The following is a 17,127-nucleotide window of genomic DNA, read 5'->3' as shown; positions in this document are numbered from 1 at the left end:
CCGGTATCGGGCGGACGACGGAGGGTTCTACGTGAAGGTGGGACTGCTCACCCGGGAGTATCCGCCGGACGTCTACGGCGGAGCCGGTGTCCATGTCGAGTTCCTCGCACGGGAGTTACGCGCACTCACCGACCTCGACGTGCACTGCTGGGGCGACGGCACGGCCGACGGTCTCGTGCGCCACGGGCCATGGCCCGCGCTCGACGGCGCCAACGACGCGCTGCGCACCTTCTCCGTCGACCTCTCCATGGCGGCGGCCCTCGCCGGGCGCGACCTGATCCACTCCCACACCTGGTACGCCAGTCTCGCGGGCCACGTCGGCAAGCTCCTTCACGGCATCCCGCACGTGATGACCTCGCACTCCCTGGAGCCGCTGCGCCCCTGGAAGGCCGAGCAACTGGGCGGTGGATACGCCCTGTCGAGCTGGGCCGAGCGCACCGCGGCCGAGTCCGCCGACGCGGTCATCGCGGTGTCAGAGGCGATGCGCGAGGACATCCTCGCCTGCTATCCGGCCGTCGACCCGGCCAAGGTCCACGTGGTGCACAACGGCATCGACACCGCCCTGTACCGGCCCGACCCCGGCACCGACGTCCTGGAACGGCTCGGCATCGACCTGGAGCGCCCGTACGTCCTCTTCGTCGGACGCATCACCCGGCAGAAGGGCGTGCCCCATCTGCTGCGTGCCGCACGCAAGTTGGACCGGGAAATGCAGATCGTCCTGTGCGCCGGGGCGCCGGACACCCCCGGCATCGACGTCGAGTTCCGCACCCTCTTCGAGGAATTGAGCCGGGCGCGCGCGGGCGTCCGGTGGATCCCCGAGATGCTGCCGCGCCCGGAAATCGTCCAACTCCTCTCCCACGCCGCCGTGTTCGTCTGCCCTTCCGTGTACGAGCCGCTGGGCATCGTCAACCTGGAGGCGATGGCGTGCGGCACGGCCGTCGTCGCCTCACGGGTCGGGGGCATCCCGGAGGTCGTGAGCGACGGGACGACGGGACTCCTCGTCCCGTACAAGGAGAGCGACCCGGAAGGCTTTGAACACGACCTCGGGCTGCTCCTGAACAGACTGGCCACCGACCCGCAGCGGGCCGCCGCGATGGGCACGGCCGGGCGCCACCGGGTGCTCAGGGAGTTCGGCTGGGACGCGGTCGCCCGGCGCACGGTCGAGGTGTACGAGGAGATCCTGCACGCCGACAGATAGCCGACAAGTAGGGGGCCTGGGATGCGCGGTGGACCTTCGGTGCTCGGAATCGTGCTCGCCGGCGGGGAGGGGAAGCGGCTGCTGCCGCTCACCGCCGACCGGGCCAAACCAGCGGTCACGTTCGGCGGCACCTACCGCCTCGTCGACTTCGTGCTCTCCAACCTCGTGAACGCCGACATCCTGCGCATCTGTGTCCTGACGCAGTACAAGTCCCACTCCCTGGACCGGCACGTGTCGACGACCTGGCGCATGTCGAGCCTCCTCGGCAACTACGTCACCCCGGTCCCCGCCCAGCAGCGCCTGGGCCCGCGCTGGTACCTGGGCAGCGCCGACGCCATCCTGCAGTCCCTCAATCTCGTCCACGACGAACAGCCCGACTACATCGCGGTGTTCGGCGCCGACCACGTATACCGCATGGACCCGCGGCAGATGCTCAAGCAGCACATCGAGAACGGCGCCGCGGTGACCGTCGCGGGGATCCGGGTGCCGCGCTCCGAGGCGTCGTCGTTCGGCATCATCACGCCCGCGCGCGACGGCACGAAGGTCGAGCGCTTCCTGGAGAAGCCGACCGATCCGCCCGGGTTACCCGGCGCCCCGAACCAGGTCTACGCCTCGATGGGCAACTACCTCTTCACCACCAAGACCCTCGTCGACGCCCTCCAGCAGGACGCCGAGGACGCGACCTCGGCGCACGACATGGGCGGCTCCATCCTGCCCCTGCTCACCGAGCGCGGGCTGGCCCAGGTGTACGACTTCGACGGCAACCACGTCCCCGGCGAGACCCCGCGCGACCACGGCTACTGGCGCGACGTCGGCACCCTCGACACGTACTACGAAGCCCACATGGACCTGATCTCCGACCACCCCGTCTTCAACCTGGACAACCGGCGCTGGCCCATCTACACCCACTCCGACGGTCTGCCACCCGCCAAGTTCTGCGCGGGCGGCATCGCGGGCGAGTCGATCGTCAGCCCCGGCTGCGTCATCCGCGGCCAGGTCACCCGGTCCGTCCTCTCACCCGGCGTGACCATCGAAGAGGGGGCGGTCGTCCAGGGCTCCGTGCTGCACGACAACGTACGGATCGGGCGGGGCGCGGTGGTGCGCGGCGCCGTCCTCGACAAGAACGTCGACGTCCCGCCGGGCGCCACGATCGGCGTCAACCCGGAGCGGGACGAGGAGCTGTACACGGTGTCGAGGGGTGGCGTGATCGCGCTGGGCAAGGGCCAGACCGTACCGCTGTGAGCGCCTCGCCACGGCACCTTGCTCACAGCGCCTCGCCCACACCGCGCCCGCCCGCACCGCCCCGCTCACAGCACCCGCCGTCTGCGCCCCAGCCAGGTCTGCGCGATCACCACGACCGCCAGGAAGGCGCCGCTGACCACCTGCTGGTAGGCCGAGTCGAGCGAGCCGATCTGGTTGATGACGTTCTGGATGACCTTCAGGAGCAGTACGCCCACGAGCGACCCGCTGATGAAGCCGAAGCCGCCGGTGAGCAGCGTGCCGCCGATGACGACCGCGGAGATCGCCTCCAGCTCCATGCCGGAGCCGAGGATCGTCACCCCGGAGACCAGCCAGGCCGCGTTGAGGGCCCCGGCGAGCCCCGCGCAGAGCCCCGACACCGTGTAGACGGCGATCTTCGTACGGGCCACGGGGGCGCCCATCAGTGCCACCGCGTCCTCGTTGCCGCCGACCGCGTACACGTACTGGCCGAACCGGGTGCGGCGCAGCACGACCGCGCCCGCGACGAACAGGGCGACCGTGATCCAGACGGGCGCGCCGACGCCGAGCAGCTTGCCCTGGCCGAGCGTCGCGAAGAACGAGTCCTTGTCGACGAGGTAGGTCTTGGAGCCCTCGTCCGTGACCGACAGGAGGATGCCGCGCGCGCCCAGCATCGCCGCGAGCGTCACGATGAACGGCGCGAGCCGGGAGCGGGCGATCAGCAGGCCGTTGACCAGGCCGATCAGCCCGCACACGGCGAGCGGCAGGAGCAGCGCCACCGCGGTGCCGTACCGGGACCCCCAGGCGGCGAGCACCCCGCCGAGGGCGAACAGCGAGCCGACCGACAGGTCGATTCCGCCGGTGACGATGACGAAGGTCATGCCGAGCGCGACCACCGCGAGGAACGCGGAGGACACGGCCATGTTCTGCAGGTTGTCGCCCGTCAGGAACGTGTCGAAGCCGACCGACGCGGCGGCCACCGCCACGATCAGTGTGACCAGGGCGCCGTGCTGCTGCGCGAGGGCGCTCAGCCGCTCGGCGCGGGAGGGGCCGGCGGCCTGTTCTTCCTGGACGGTCTGGCTCATGGGGTCCGCCGGAGTCTGCGTGTCGGTGGTCATCGTTTGCCCCTCTCGCGTGCCGCGTAGACGGCGAGGATGATCACCACGGCCTGGGCGATCTGGGTCCACGACGGCGGCAGGTCGTGCTTGATGAGCGTGGCCGTGAGCAGCTGGATGAGGACGGCGCCCGCCACGGTGCCGCCGATCCGGACGCGTCCGCCGCTCAGCGGTGTGCCGCCGACCACCACGGCGGTGATCGCGGAGAGCTCCATCAGATTGCCGAGCGACGTCGGGTCGCTCGCGCTCAGGCGGGCGGTCGCGAGGACGCCGGCGAGTGCGGCGAGGGCGCCGGAGACGACGTAGACGACGATCAGCACGCGGCGCACGGGGAGGCCCGCGAGCAGGGCGGCCGGGCGGCTGTCGCCGATGGCGAGGAGCTGGCGGCCGAACGTGGTGCGCCGTACGACGAAGGCGATGACCAGCGCGAGGGCCGCCGCGATCAGCACCAGGTAGGGGATGCCCGCCACGTCGCCCGAGCCGAGCGACGCCATGGTCGGGTCGCGTACGTCCTTGAGCTGGGGGAGCAGCACCAGGGCGAGGCCCCGGCCCGCGACCATCAGGGCGAGTGTCGCCACGATGGGCTGGACGCCGATGAAAGCGACGAGCGAGCCGTTCGCGGCGCCGACCGCCATCCCGCCGAGTACCGCCACGACCAGCGCGAGCCACATCCCGTATCCGAGGTAGAGCGAGATCAGGGAGGTGGAGAGCGCCATCACCGAGCCGACGGACAGGTCGACGCCCTCGGTGCCGATGGCCAGGGCCATGCCGAGCGCCACGACGAGGACCGGCGCGACCTGGACGGCCTGGGTGCGGAAGTTCTCGCTGGACATGAAGTGCGGGGTGAAGAGGACGTTGACGAGGACGAGGACGGCCACGCCGAGGTAGACGCCGTAGTCCTGGAGGAGGCGGAGCGCGCGCTCGCGATCGTGGGGGACGGGGGTGCTGTCGGGGTCCGGTCCCGCCGGAACGGCGAGCGCGGTGGGGGAGGGGTCACTCACCGTGGCCTCCGGTGGCGGTCGAAGGGGTGGCTATGGCGCGGAGCAGGCGGTCCTCGGTGACGTCGGCGCCGGTGAGTTCCTCGACCACGGCGCCGTCCTTGAGGACGACGACCCGGTCCGAGCCCTCGATCAGCTCCTCCATGTCCGAGGAGATGAGCAGCACGCCGAGCCCGTCCGCCGCCAACTCGTCGATCAGGCCCTGCACTTCGGCCTTGGCGCCGACGTCGATGCCGCGCGTGGGCTCGTCGAGCAGGAGGACCTTCGGGTGCATCGCGAGCCAGCGGGCGAGGAGCACCTTCTGCTGGTTGCCGCCGGAGAGTTCGCCGACCTTCTGGTGCGGTCCCGACGCCTTGATGCGCAGCCGCTTCATGAAGGTGTCCACGACGGCGTCGACGCGGTCCTCGTGCACCAGGCCGAAGCGGGACAGGCGCGGGAGTGCGGCCAGGGCGATGTTCTCGCGGACCGAGAGGCCGGGCACGATGCCTTCCGCCTTGCGGTCCTCCGGGAGCAGGCTGATGCCGGCCCGGATGGCGGCGGGGGTGGAGCCGGTGCGGATGCGGGCACCTGCGAGGACGACGCGCCCGGAGTCGGGAGGCAGCGCGCCCGCGATGGCCTTCGCGGTCTCGCTGCGGCCCGAACCGAGCAGCCCGCCGAGGCCCACCACCTCGCCGGGCCGGATGGTGACGGAGACCCCCCGAAGTCGGTGTCGGACCGTCAGATCTGTTGCCTGTAACACTGGTTCGGCTGCTGCCTGGTGCTCGCCCGTGAACCGGGTGAGCCCCTCGTCCTGCACGGTCTCGATCTCCCGCCCCAGCATCAGCGCCACGAGGCGGAGCCGGTCGAGGTCGGCAAGCGGCCCGGTGTGCACGACCTTGCCGTCGCGCAGCACGGTGACGGCGTCGCAGACCTCGTACAGCTCGTCGAGGCGGTGGCTGACGTAGATCACCGCGATGCCGCGCTCCCGCAGCATGCGGATCACACCGAACAGGGTGCGCACTTCACGGGGTTCCAGAGAGGACGTCGGCTCGTCCATCACCACCACACGCGCGTCGACCGAGACGGCGCGCGCCAGGGCCACCATCTGCTGGGCTCCTACGCCGAGTTCGCGCAGTGGGCGGCGCACATCGACGCGGACTCCGAGGCCCCGCAGCGCCTCATCGGCCTCGCGGTGCATGCGCCGGAAGTCGATCAGGCCCAGGCGTCCGCGCGGCTCCCGGCCCAGGAACAGGTTGCGGGCCACGCTCATCAGGGGGACGAGGTTGACCTCCTGGTAGATGGTGGAGATGCCCGCGTGCTGCGCTTCGAGCGGGGTGGCGAACCGGGCCGGGCGGCCGTCGTACGTGAGGTCGCCCGCGTCCGGCCGGTACACCCCCGTCAGGACCTTGATGAGTGTGGACTTGCCCGCGCCGTTCTCGCCGATCAGCGCGTGCACCGCGCCCGCGCGGGCGGTGAAGTCGACCGCGTCCAGGGCGCGGACGCCGGGGAACGTCTTGGTCAGGCCGGTCACCGACAGCATGTCAGTAGGCCTTGCCGAGATCGGACTCGGCGTTCTTCTCGGTGTACGCGTTGTCCTTGATGACGATGTCCTGCGCCACCTTCTCGCCCTTGGCGAAGGTGTCCAGGGTCTGGAAGGCGAGCGGGCCGAACCGCGGGTTGGACTCGACGACGCCATCGATCCAGCCGTCGACGATGCCCCGTACAGCGCCCTTCGTGCCGTCGATCGTCACGATCTTCACGGCGCCGGCCTTCTTGCCCGCGCCCTTGAGGGCGTTGACGGCGCCGAGCCCCATCTCGTCGTTCTCGGCGTAGATCCCGGTGATGTCGGGCTTGGACTGGATGAGCTGCTCGGTGACCTGCTGGCCCTTCTCGCGCGCGAACTCGCCGGTCTGCTTGAAGACGACCTTCAGGTCCGGGGCCTTCTCCTCGATGCGGTCCTCGAAGCCCTTGGTGCGCTCGGTGGTGACGTTGTTGCCCGCGGCGCCGAGCAGGATCGCGATCTTGCCCTTGCCGCCCGTCGACTCGATCATCCGGTCCGCGGCCCGCCTGCCCTGTTCGACGAAGTCGGAGCCGATGAAGCTCACGTAGTCCTTGCACGCGGCCGCGTTGATCTTGCGGTCGATGGTGACGATCGGGATGTGCTTGGCGCCGGCGGCGCGCAGCACCGGCTCCCAGCCGTCGGAGTTGAGCGGGGCGATGACGAGGAGGTCGGCGCCCTTGGCGATGAGGTCCTGGACGTCGCTGATCTGCTTGGAGAACTGCGACTGGGCGTTGGCGGTGAGGAGCTTGACGCCACGCTTCTTGGCCTCGGCCCGGATGGACGCCGTCTCCGCGATACGGAAGGGGTTGGCCTCCTTCTCGGACTGGGAGAAGCCGACGGTCGCCTTGCCCAGGTCCAGCTTCTTGCCGCCGTACGCACCGATCGCGCAGGTCTTGCCGCTGCCCTTGCCCGAGGACGCCACCTCCTGCCCGGCGTCGCCCTGGTCCTGCGACGAGGTGCTGGAGCCGTCGGACGCGTCGTCCTCGGACTTCGCGCACCCGGCGGTGAGGACGAGGCCCGCGGCGACGCCGACGGCGACGAGGGTCCTGGCTGAGGTACGGCTGAGGAGTGTGGTCGGCTTCATGGAAGTCCCCAAACGGCACGGCCCCGGCACTGAGAGCGCTCACGGGAAAGACGGCACTTGCGGTCAACTCGGCGGTACGGGGAGCTTTTTACATCGTTGAAAGGGGGCTGTAAACCCTCCGCGCACTCTTCGCCGACCCGCGGGGGCCCGGCGAGGAGTCGCTACGGCTCATCGTCGGCCCAGCGTGCTCTCCCGCTCCACCAGCCGGAAATCCGCTACGAGTTCGCGCCCGCCGAGCTCCTCGGAGTGCGCCAGGCTGCGCAGCAGCGACTCCACCGCGAGACGTGCGATGGCCTGCTTGTCCGGCGCCACCGTGGTGAGCGTGACGGCCCCGAACTGGCCCTCCGCGATGTCGTCGAAGCCGACCACCGCCACGTCCCACGGCACGCGCAGGCCGCGCTCGTGCAGCACCCGCATCGCACCGATCGCCACCAGGTCGTTGTACGCGAACACCGCGTCGGGCCGCACGCCCGCGTCCAGCATCCGCGCCATGGCCTTCGCCCCGTCCCACCTGTCCCAGCCGCCGACCGGCCCCACCAGGCTCTCCGGCGCGGCGATCCCGGCCGCCGCGAGCTCCTCGCGCCAGCCCGCGAGGCGCAGGTGGGCGGGCCGGTTGGCGGAGTCCGTACGGGCGCCGAGGAAGGCGATCCTGGTGCGTCCACGCCCGATGAGGTGGCGCACCGCGGTGCGGCTCGCCGCGACGTTGTCGATCGCGATGTGGTCGTAGGGCAGGGCGTACTCGCGCTCGCCGAGCAGCACCATCGGCACGTCGTCCTCGCGCCCCCGCAGGTCCTCCGACTCCAGCTCGATCGGGCTGAGGATCAGACCGTCGATCACCCGCGCCCGGAAACCCTGGCTGACCAGGACCTCCTGCTCGCGCTCGCCGCGCGTGTGGTCGAGGAGCACGGTGAAGTCGTGCTCGGCCGCCGCGTCGATGACGGCGCCGGCCAGCTCGGCGAAGTAGGGGTTGCCGAGCTCGGGGACGGCGAGCGCGATGATGCCGGTGCGGCCCTTCCTGAGGTGGCGGGCCGTCAGGTTGGGCCGGTAGCCGAGCTCGTCGATGGCCTCCTGCACGCGGGCCCGCATCGCCGGGGTGACGTGCTGGTATTTGTTCACCACGTTCGAGACGGTCTTGATGGAGACGCCCGCGCGCTCCGCGACATCCTTGAGGCTTACCCGCACTGCATCTCCCTGCGTCGGTGGCCGCCCCGGTCTTTCGGGGCGTGTGTCATGACCCTGGACAGCGCGCCGGAGCGCGTGCTGTCATGCCAACTGCCGTTCCTTCCAACGTTGTACAGATTCGTTGTACAGACTGCAGCGACGAGCCGCCACCCTTCCTCACCAAGGAGGATCCGTGCGCATCAGACGACATCCCGGACGCCCCGGACGACTCGGCAGACACCTCGCCCTGCTGCTCGCAGGGGCCCTCGGCATCGCGGGGCTGACCTCGGTCCCCGCCGCGACCGCCGACGACGACCCGGCCGAGATCCATGGGCTCAAGGGCGAGTACTACACCCAATCCGCCCCGGGAGCCTTCGACTTCGACCAGCTCAAGGCGACCGGCCTCGACCCCGACATCGACTTCGGCAACCTGGAGTCCCGCCTCAAGGCCACCACCGGACGCGCCGACGACGTCAGCGTCCGCTGGACCGGCCGGATCGTGCCCGAGAAGAGCGGCCCCACCACCTTCTCGATGATCGGCGACAACGGCTTCCGCCTCTGGGTCGACGGCAAGCTCGCCATCGACCACTGGCAGGACGACTGGGACAAGGAACAGACGTCCCGCGCCGTCGAGTTGGAGGCAGGCAAGGCCTACGACATCAAGGTCGAGTACTTCGAGCACTACGGCGGCTCCAACCTGCGCCTGAAGTGGACACAGCCCGGCGGCGAGAAGAAGGCCGTGCCGCGCTCCGCCCTGCGCATCCCCGCCGACTTCGACTACGACGGCGCCATCGACGCCACCGTCCTCAAGGACGGCCGCATCCTGAAACTGGACTTCGCCCGGCCGCTCGGCGCACCGCCCGCCGGTCTCACCGGCCACCTCGACGCCGTCATCGGCGGCGCCAAGTGGCCGCTCGGCACGGTCAAGACCGACCCCTCCGACGACCGCAGCCTTCTCGTCGGCCTGAAGGAGCCCGTCGTCGGCAAGAAGGGCGGCGATGCCCCCGGCCTCGCCGACATCCGCTACGACGGCAAGGGCGGCCTCGCCGGTACGGACGGCAAGGCCGTCGGCCAGTTCTGGACCAGCGGGCCCAACCACTCCGAGTACGAGCTGCGCACCAAGTGGGCCGACGACGTCACGCCCGGCAACGCGCACCGCGAGTACCCGCGCCCGCAGCTGAAGCGGACCGACTGGCAGAACCTCAACGGCAACTGGCAGTTCGCCGCGGCCCAGGCGGGCGAGAGGCCCCCGGTCGGAAAGCAGCTCAAGGAGAAGATCCTCGTCCCCTACCCCGTGGAGTCCCAGCTCTCCGGCATCGAGCGGCACGAGGACCGCATGTGGTACCGCCGCACCTTCACCGTCCCCAAGGACTGGAAGATCGGCGACGGCAAGCGGCTCAGCCTGAACTTCGGCGCCGTCGACTGGCAGTCCGAGATCTACGTGAACGGCAAGAAAGTCACCGAACACAAGGGCGGCTACGACAAGTTCAGCGCCGACATCACCGACGCGCTGAAGCCGGGCCGCACCCAGGAACTGATCGTCGGCGTGTACGACCCGACCGACGCGGACGACGGCGCCAACCCGCCCGTCGGCAAGCAGCGCCTTGACCCCAGCGGCATCTGGTACACCCCGTCCTCCGGCATCTGGCAGACGGTGTGGATGGAGCCGGTGGCCGCCGACCACGCCGACTCCCTCAAGATCACGCCGGATGTGAAGGGCGAGCAGGTCACCGTCGAGGCGCGCGGCGTGCGCGACGGGGTGCGGTTCACGGCCGCCGCCTACGAAGGCCACAAGAAGGTCGCCGAAGTCAGCGGGCGCACCGGACAGCCACTCAAGCTCAAGGTCGCCGACCCGCGGCTGTGGTCACCGGACGACCCGTTCCTCTACGACCTCCGGGTGCGGGTCGGCAGCGACCGCCTCACCAGCTACTTCGGGATGCGCTCCATCGCCGTGGAGAAGGTGAACGGCACCCCGCGCACCATGCTCAACGGCAAGCCCGCCTTCCTGATGGCCACGCTCGACCAGGGGTTCTGGCCGGACGGCCTGCACACCGCGCCGAGCGACGAGGCCCTCGCGTACGACCTGAAGATGCACAAGGCGATGGGCTTCAACTCGGTCCGCAAGCACATCAAGGTCGAGCCCGACCGCTGGTTCTACTGGGCCGACAAGCTCGGGCTGCTCGTCTGGCAGGACATGCCCGCCATGGAGGCGGGGCGCACCCCGGACGCCGCGGCCCGCGCCCAGTACGAGCGCGAGATGAAGCAGATGATCGACGAGCACGCGAGCAGCCCCTCGATCGTCATGTGGGTCACCTTCAACGAAGGATGGGGCCAGTACGACGTGGGCCGCATCGCCGAACAGGCGAAGGCCTGGGACCCCACGCGCCTGGTCAACAACATGTCGGGGCTCAACCTCGGGGCCGACGGAGGAACCGGCGACATCATGGACGAGCACGGCTACCCGAGCCCGGCGCTGCCACCGCGCCCGGACGGCAAGCGGGCCCTGATGAGTGGTGAGTACGGCGGCCTCGGACTCGCGGTGCCCGGACATGCCTGGGCCGTGCAGCAGAGCTACGTCGACGTGGACCCGGCGACGTACACCGACGACTACATCGCCAAGCTCGGCGAGGTGCGTGCCCTCGCCTGCAAGGGCAACAACGGCGCCGTCTACACCCAGATCACCGATGTGGAAGGCGAGTTGAACGGTCTGCTCACCTACGACCGCAAGGTCGTCAAACCGGATGTGCAGCGCCTGAAGGCGGCGCACGAAGCGCTGATCCGTGACGCGTCGCAGGCCACGGTGCCGGGCTGCCCCGGCTCCTGAGCCCGACAGGCTCTCACCGCATCTGACGCCGCACCAGTTCGTGCAGGCGCCCGCCCGTGTCGGCCAACAGCTGCGCGGGCGGGCCCTGTTGCACGATGCGGCCCTCCGCCATGACGACGACCCGGTCGGCGTCCATGACCGTGGAGAGGCGGTGGGCGATCACGACGCGGGTGGCGTTCAGGGCCCGGGTGCTGTCGATGACCGTGCGCTGCGTCTCGTTGTCCAGAGCGCTCGTCGCCTCGTCGAAGAAGAGGACGCGGGGGCGGCGGATCAGGGCCTGGGCGATCATCAGGCGCTGGCGCTGACCGCCGGAGACCGCGCCGCCGCCGGAGATCATCGTGTGCAGACCCATCGGCATGCGCTTGATGTCCTCGGCGAGGCCCGCCATCGCCGCCGCCTCCCACGCCTCCTCCTGCGTGAACGACTCGGCGCCGCAGATGCAGTCGAGGATCGAGCCGGTGAGCGGCTGGGCGTTCTGCAGGACCACGCCGCACTGGCGGCGCACCGCCGACTGGTCGAGGGCCGACAGGTCCTGGCCGTCGTAGAGCACGCTGCCCGAGACCGGCTCGTCGAAGCCGATCAGGAGGCGAAGGAGCGTCGACTTGCCGCAGCCGCTCGGGCCGACGACGGCCACGAACTCGCCCGCCCGTATCGCGAGCGTCACGTCGTCGAGGACCAGCGGCCCGTCGTCCGCGTAACGGAAGGACAGGCCGCGCGCCTCGATCCCGCCCCGCAGCTCGCCCGGCTGCGTGCTCCCCGCGCGCACCTCCGGCGCCTCGTCGAGCACCGGCTTGATCTGCTCGAACATCGGGAGCACCGCGGCCGCCGAGATCAGCGCGCCGGTGAGCTGCGTGACGGATGTCAGGAGCATCGTCACGGCGGTGCTGAAGGTGAGGAACTCGCCCGCGGTCAGGCTGCCCCGGGCCGGGCCCGCAAGCAGCACGAACATGATCAGGGTGCAGAGCGGCAGATAGACCGAGTTCAGGACCGTCGTGACGTTCTTGATGCGGCCCGCCCGCTGTTGCAGCTCACGGCTGCGCGCGAACTCTCCCGCCCAGGCCGCGTACGCGAAGCTCTCCGCACCGGCGACGCGGAGCTTCGGCAGCCCGCGCAGGGTCTGGAACGCCTGGTTGTTGAGTTTGTTGCCGAGCTCCACCAGACGCCGCTGCCAGCGCAGTTCCCACAGCCCGAGGGTGAGGAAGACGGCCGCGATGACGGCCAGCATCGCGAGGGCGGCCAGCGCCAGGGGGACGCTGTAGAGCAGCAGCAGGACCACGTTCATCGCGCCGACGGATCCGGCCTGGAGGGTGACGGGGCCGATCCCCGAGAGGACCCGGCGGATCGCGCTGACGCCCATCGCCGCGCTCGCCAGTTCGCCGGTGGAGCGGGAGGCGAAGAAGCGGGTGGGCAGCCGCAGCAGCCGGTCCCAGACGGCAGGCTGGAGCGCGCTCTCCATGCGGCCCTCCATGCGCAGGACGGTGAGGTTCTGCAGGAGCATGAAGGCCGCCGAGACGATGCTGGTGATCATGACGGCCAGGGAGACCTGGACGATGAGGCTCGTCTCGGCGTTCGGCACGAACACGCCGAGCACCTGGCCCGTCGCGATCGGCACGAGCGCGCCGATGGCGACCGTCACCAGACCGGCGAGCACGAGGTTGCGCACGTCGGCGCCGGTGCCGCGCAGACTGAAGCGGAACAGCCGCCACGGCGTCAGGGGCCGGTCCGGAAGCGGCCGGTAGAACATGACGCCCTGCGGCTCGAACTCGTCGGCGTTGGACGTGTCGACCCGGGTGCGCCGTCCGGAGGTGGGGTGCACCGACTCGTAGCCGCCGCGCCGCCACAGCAGGGCGACCGGTGTGCCGCTCGCCGTACGGTGTCCGACCAGCGGGCCCGCGTTCTCGCGCCACCAGCGGCCGTCGAGGCGGACGGCGCGGGTACGGATTCCCGACGCCACCGCGACCTGCTCCACCGGGTCGATCCGGTCGCTCACCGCCCCGCCCTCCGCGGCCCCGGTCAGCGTGATGCCCGCCGCCTCGGCGACCAGTCGGCAGGCGGCGTACGTCGCGTCGTGACCGTCGCCGGACCCGGCGCGGCGCGAACCGCCCCTGCCCGCACGGCCGATGGAGGCGATCAGCGTCCGGTCGGCCTGTTCGCGGACGCTCTCGCCCGCCTTGATACCGGCCGCCGTACGGTCCTCGTGGGCCCGCTCCAGGCGTTCGATCCAGCGATCGAGGGTGGCGAGAAGCCGGTACTGCTGGTTGACCATCCGCTGCCACATCGCGGCGTCGACGAGCAGATCCCCGGTGGCCTCCGCGCTGTAGGCGGAGCCGTACTGCACGCTGCCCGGCGCCACCGGCATCCAGAGGATGTCGTCGTCGGTCACCATGTCGTCGCCCATGGTGCGGCCGTCGAGCGGCGCCTCGAACAGGACCCGGTGACCGCGTCCGATGCCGAGCGCGAAGGCGTGCTCCAGGAGGCTGAGCGCCGCGTCCTCGGTGTCGTACTGAGTGGGGTACTGCTGCTCGTAGGTCCAGGTGTCGCCGTAGTCGGGGCGGTACAGCTCGCGCAGCGGGATCCGGCGCAGCTCGCAGCCCTGGAGGGGGCGGCCGACGAGGGTGTGCTGGGGGCCTTCGACGGGGCCGAGAAGCAGGGCGCCCGGTTCGAGGCGGCCGAGGTAGTGCCAGTGGCCCTGCTGCACGGCGTCCACGGCGAAGAGGTCGAGGGCGCCTGCCACGACGAGCCACAGGACCTGCGGGCCCTCCAAGTGCACGCTGCGCAGGCCCGTGCAGTCGACGGGTGTGCCGAGCGCGCCGAAGGCGGCGCCGACCGCGTCCTGCGCGTACGGGGTGTGCTGGTCCGGTACCGACGTCACCTCAGTGCTCCTTGACCAGGTCGGCGTAGGGGCCACCGGCCGCGACGAGGTGTTCGTGGCGCCCGCGCTCCACGATCCTGCCGTGGTCGAGCACGACGATTTCGTCGCTGTCGCGCACGGTGCTCAGGCGGTGCGCGATGACGACGCACGCGCAGCCCCGGCGTCGCAGATTGTCGATGATGACCTGCTCGGTCTCCGCGTCCAGGGCGCTGGTCACCTCGTCGAGCACGAGGATGCTCGGCCTGCGGACCAGGGCCCGCGCGATCTCCAGGCGCTGGCGCTGCCCGCCGGAGAAGTTCCGCCCGTCCTGCTCGACACGGCCGTGGATACCGCCGGGCCTGCGGGCCACGAGGTCGTACAGGCAGGCGTCCTTGAGGGCGGTGACGATCGCGTCGTCGGGGATGGAGGGGTCCCACAGGGCGACGTTGTCGCGAATCGTGCCCTCGAAGAGGAAGACGTCCTGGTCCACGAAGGAGACCGAGGCGGAGAGCGCGCCGCGCGGAATGTCCTCAAGGCGCTGACCGTCGATGCGAATCGTGCCCTCCCACGGGCTGTAGAGCCCCGAGATCAGCCGCGAGACGGTCGACTTGCCGCTGCCGGAGCCGCCGACGAGCGCCACCTGCTGCCCCGGCCCGACCGAGAGCGAGAAACCGGTCAGGAGCGGCTTGTCGAGGGGGCTGTAGCCGAAGGTGATGCCGTCGAGGGTGACGTGGCCGGTGAGGCGGCGCGTGCTGGCCGCCGGTTCGGGGCGGGAGTAGAGCGCGTCGACGGGGAAGTTCTCGACGTCTTTCAGACGGGCGACGTCGGCGGCGAAGTCCTGGATGCGGCCCGCGACGCCGTTGAGGCGCGTGATCGGCGCGGTGAAGCGGGTGACGAGGGCCTGGAAGGCGACGAGGAGCCCGATCGACAGATGCCCCTCCACCGCGCGCAGACCGCCGATCCACAGGATCAGCGCGCTGTTGAGGGTCGCGAGCGTCGGCGCGACGATCCCGAGCCAGGCGCTCGGGACGCCGAGACGCTGCTGCTCCTCCAGGGTGGTGGCGTGCTGGCCCGCCCACCGCCGGAAGTAGCCGTTCTCACCGCCGGTGGCCTTCATGGTCTCGATCAACTGCAGGCCGGTGTACGACGTGTTGGTGAGCTTGGCGCTGTCGGCGCGCAGCTTCTGGGTGCCGGTGGCGCGCAGCCGGATGACGACGCGCATCGCCACGATGTTCAGCAGCGCGATGCCGACGCCGACGAGGGTGAGCTGCGGGTCGTAGGTCCACAGCAGGGCCGCGTAGAGGAGGACGACGACGCCGTCGACCCCGGCGGCGGTGAGGTCCCGGGCCAGGGTCTCGGCGATGGCGTCGTTGGAGGCGAGGCGCTGCACGAGGTCGGCGGGGGAGCGCTGGGCGTAGAACGTGACGGGCAGGCGCAGCAGATGGCGCAGGAACCGGGCGCTGCCGAGGGTGGAGGCGATGATGCGGCCGCGCAGCAGGTTCGCCTGTTGGAGCCAGGTCAGCACCACGGTGAGCGCGACCATGGCACCCATCGAGGCGAACAGCGCGCCCAGGAGCGAGGTCTGGTGGCCGACCAGGAAGAGATCGATGTACGTGCGGCTGAGCGCGGGCAGCGCGGCGCCGACCGCGACGAGCAGCAGGCTGGCGAGGAGCGCCGCGAACATCGTGCCCGAGGTGCCGCGCAGCCGCGCGGGCAGCGCCTTCATGACGCCGGGCCTGCGGCCGCCCGGACGGAAGTCCGGACCCGGTTCGAGGACCAGGACGACCCCGGTGAAGCTGGTGTCGAAGTCCTCCGAGGGCACGAAGCGGCGGCCCTTGTCCGGGTCGTTGATGTACGCGCCCCGGCGGCCGAGGCGGCGCCCCATGCCGTCGTACACGACGTAGTGGTTGAACTCCCAGAAGAGAATCGCGGGCGCCTTCACCTCGGCGAGCGCGGCCGGTTCCATCTGCATGCCCTTGGCCGTGAGGCCGTAACCGCGGGCTGCCTTCAGGACGTTGCTGGCCCGTGAGCCGTCGCGGGAGACGCCGCACGCGATGCGCAGCTCCTCCAGGGGGACGTGCCGTCCGTGGTGCGCGAGGACCATGGCGAGGGCGGCGGCGCCGCACTCCACGGCCTCCATCTGCAGGACGGTGGGCGTGCGGACGGTGCCGGGCCGTCTGCCCTTGGACGCGGGGCGCGGCGCCGCCCTGCGGCGGCCGCGCCGCGGCGGCTCGGGACGGTGCCTGCGGCGGCCGCCGGGCGGCGGCAGTTGCTGCTGGTGCGCCGGGGAGGGATGCGGTGCGGTCACGGAAGCAGCCAATCGATCGGGTGCTGCTCGGCGAGGTGGAAGGTGCCGGCGGCCGGCGTCATGGAGTCGAGCGCGAAGGGCGGGCCGCCGGCGGTCGACCACGCGTAGCCGGACGTGGTGCCGGGGGACTTCTCCAGCCGGACGAGGACGGCCACGGGCGGGCCGTCCTTCGTGAACTGTCCTGCCAGCTCCTTGTCGCCGAGGAAGCCGGTGATCTTCTGCCGGGTCTGCGCGGCCCGGCCGATCGCCTTCACGCGGCCGCGCAGCGTCCCGTACTGCTCGGAGGCGACGGACTGGACGGTGAGATCGACTGAGGCCCCGACGGGGACGGTGGCCGCGCTGTCGGCGGGTACGTAGAGCATCGCGAGGAGCGGGTCGCCGGTGCCCGCCACCCGTTCGACGGTCGCGACGTCGGCGCCGGTGGTGACCACCGTGCCGATCCTGGCGACGAGTGAGCTCACGCGGCCCGCGGCGATCGCGCGCACGTACGTGTCGCCCTGCTCGGTACGGACCTTGAGCACGGGCACGCCCGCGGCGACCGGCTTGCCCTCCTCGGCCAGGACGCGGGTCACCTGTCCGGTGACGGGGCTCTGCAGGACGTAACTGCCCTGGCCGTGCGTGAGGATGCCGGGTGCCCGGAGTGTGGAGGCGACGGAGCCGGTCACGGCCCAGATGCCCGCGGCGGCCATCACGACCAGGGTGACGGCGAGGACGAGCAGGCCCTGGGGGCGGGCGTAGCGCACCGGCAGGTCGAGTTCCTCGGGCGACTGCAGCTTGGACAGGGCCTGTTGGCGGAACTGCACGGAACGCTTTCCTTACTGTGCCTGTGG

The 17,127-nt window shown here is 70.9% G+C and carries 11 protein-coding genes; 3 read left to right on the top strand and 8 right to left on the bottom strand.

Annotation, left to right across the window (positions count from 1 at the left end; all coding sequences use genetic code 11):
- The first annotated feature begins 31 nt into the window (after positions 1–31).
- Both glgA and glgC read left to right on the top strand, forming a co-directional pair.
- Positions 32–1,198: a glycogen synthase gene (glgA, locus tag ABZ953_RS25760; protein ID WP_361727810.1), complete on the top strand. Its 1,167-nt coding sequence runs from the start codon at positions 32–34 to the stop codon at positions 1,196–1,198.
- Between the two features lie 21 nt (positions 1,199–1,219).
- The gene (gene glgC / locus ABZ953_RS25755; RefSeq protein WP_361727808.1) at positions 1,220–2,440 is read left to right on the top strand and encodes a glucose-1-phosphate adenylyltransferase; all 1,221 of its coding nucleotides are present in this window, start codon (positions 1,220–1,222) and stop codon (positions 2,438–2,440) included.
- Positions 2,441–2,505: 65 nt separating this feature from the next.
- Here the strand turns inward: glgC and ABZ953_RS25750 are convergent, their stop codons facing one another.
- The 5 genes from ABZ953_RS25750 to ABZ953_RS25730 form a co-directional block, all read right to left on the bottom strand.
- On the bottom strand, positions 2,506–3,501 hold the full coding sequence (locus tag ABZ953_RS25750) for an ABC transporter permease (RefSeq protein ID WP_361728306.1): 996 nt from the start codon (positions 3,499–3,501) through the stop codon (positions 2,506–2,508).
- 29 nt (positions 3,502–3,530) lie between these two features.
- Complete coding sequence (locus ABZ953_RS25745) at positions 3,531–4,409, bottom strand: ABC transporter permease (RefSeq protein WP_361728303.1); 879 nt, start codon at positions 4,407–4,409, stop codon at positions 3,531–3,533.
- Between the two features lie 115 nt (positions 4,410–4,524).
- Positions 4,525–6,048 (bottom strand): sugar ABC transporter ATP-binding protein, encoded by a 1,524-nt coding sequence (locus ABZ953_RS25740; protein WP_361727806.1) that lies wholly within the window; start codon positions 6,046–6,048, stop codon positions 4,525–4,527.
- Between the two features lies 1 nt (position 6,049).
- Positions 6,050–7,153, bottom strand: coding sequence for an ABC transporter substrate-binding protein (locus ABZ953_RS25735; RefSeq protein WP_361727805.1), 1,104 nt, complete (start codon positions 7,151–7,153; stop codon positions 6,050–6,052).
- A gap of 168 nt (positions 7,154–7,321) precedes the next feature.
- Complete coding sequence (locus ABZ953_RS25730) at positions 7,322–8,335, bottom strand: LacI family DNA-binding transcriptional regulator (protein ID WP_361727803.1); 1,014 nt, start codon at positions 8,333–8,335, stop codon at positions 7,322–7,324.
- A 172-nt stretch (positions 8,336–8,507) separates the two neighbouring features.
- Between ABZ953_RS25730 and ABZ953_RS25725 the strand changes: the two genes are divergently transcribed.
- Positions 8,508–11,138: a PA14 domain-containing protein gene (locus ABZ953_RS25725; RefSeq protein WP_361727801.1), complete on the top strand. Its 2,631-nt coding sequence runs from the start codon at positions 8,508–8,510 to the stop codon at positions 11,136–11,138.
- Between the two features lie 13 nt (positions 11,139–11,151).
- Here ABZ953_RS25725 and ABZ953_RS25720 read toward each other — a convergent pair whose 3' ends face one another.
- The 3 genes from ABZ953_RS25720 to ABZ953_RS25710 are packed head-to-tail and all read right to left on the bottom strand — an operon-like array spanning position 11,152 to position 17,100.
- The gene (locus ABZ953_RS25720; protein WP_361727799.1) at positions 11,152–14,010 is read right to left on the bottom strand and encodes an NHLP bacteriocin export ABC transporter permease/ATPase subunit; all 2,859 of its coding nucleotides are present in this window, start codon (positions 14,008–14,010) and stop codon (positions 11,152–11,154) included.
- A 1-nt stretch (position 14,011) separates the two neighbouring features.
- Complete coding sequence (locus tag ABZ953_RS25715; protein WP_361728300.1) at positions 14,012–16,258, bottom strand: NHLP family bacteriocin export ABC transporter peptidase/permease/ATPase subunit; 2,247 nt, start codon at positions 16,256–16,258, stop codon at positions 14,012–14,014.
- Between the two features lie 35 nt (positions 16,259–16,293).
- Entirely contained in the window at positions 16,294–17,100 is an 807-nt protein-coding gene (locus ABZ953_RS25710) for an HlyD family efflux transporter periplasmic adaptor subunit (RefSeq protein ID WP_361727798.1), read from the bottom strand.
- Positions 17,101–17,127: the final 27 nt, after the last annotated feature.

Origin of the sequence: Streptomyces sp. NPDC046465 (assembly GCF_040646035.1) — a bacterium.
Taxonomy (GTDB): Bacteria; Actinomycetota; Actinomycetes; order Streptomycetales; family Streptomycetaceae; genus Streptomyces.
The sequence above is the reverse complement of the archived record's forward strand: the minus strand, read 5'-3'. Positions and strand labels throughout refer to the sequence as shown.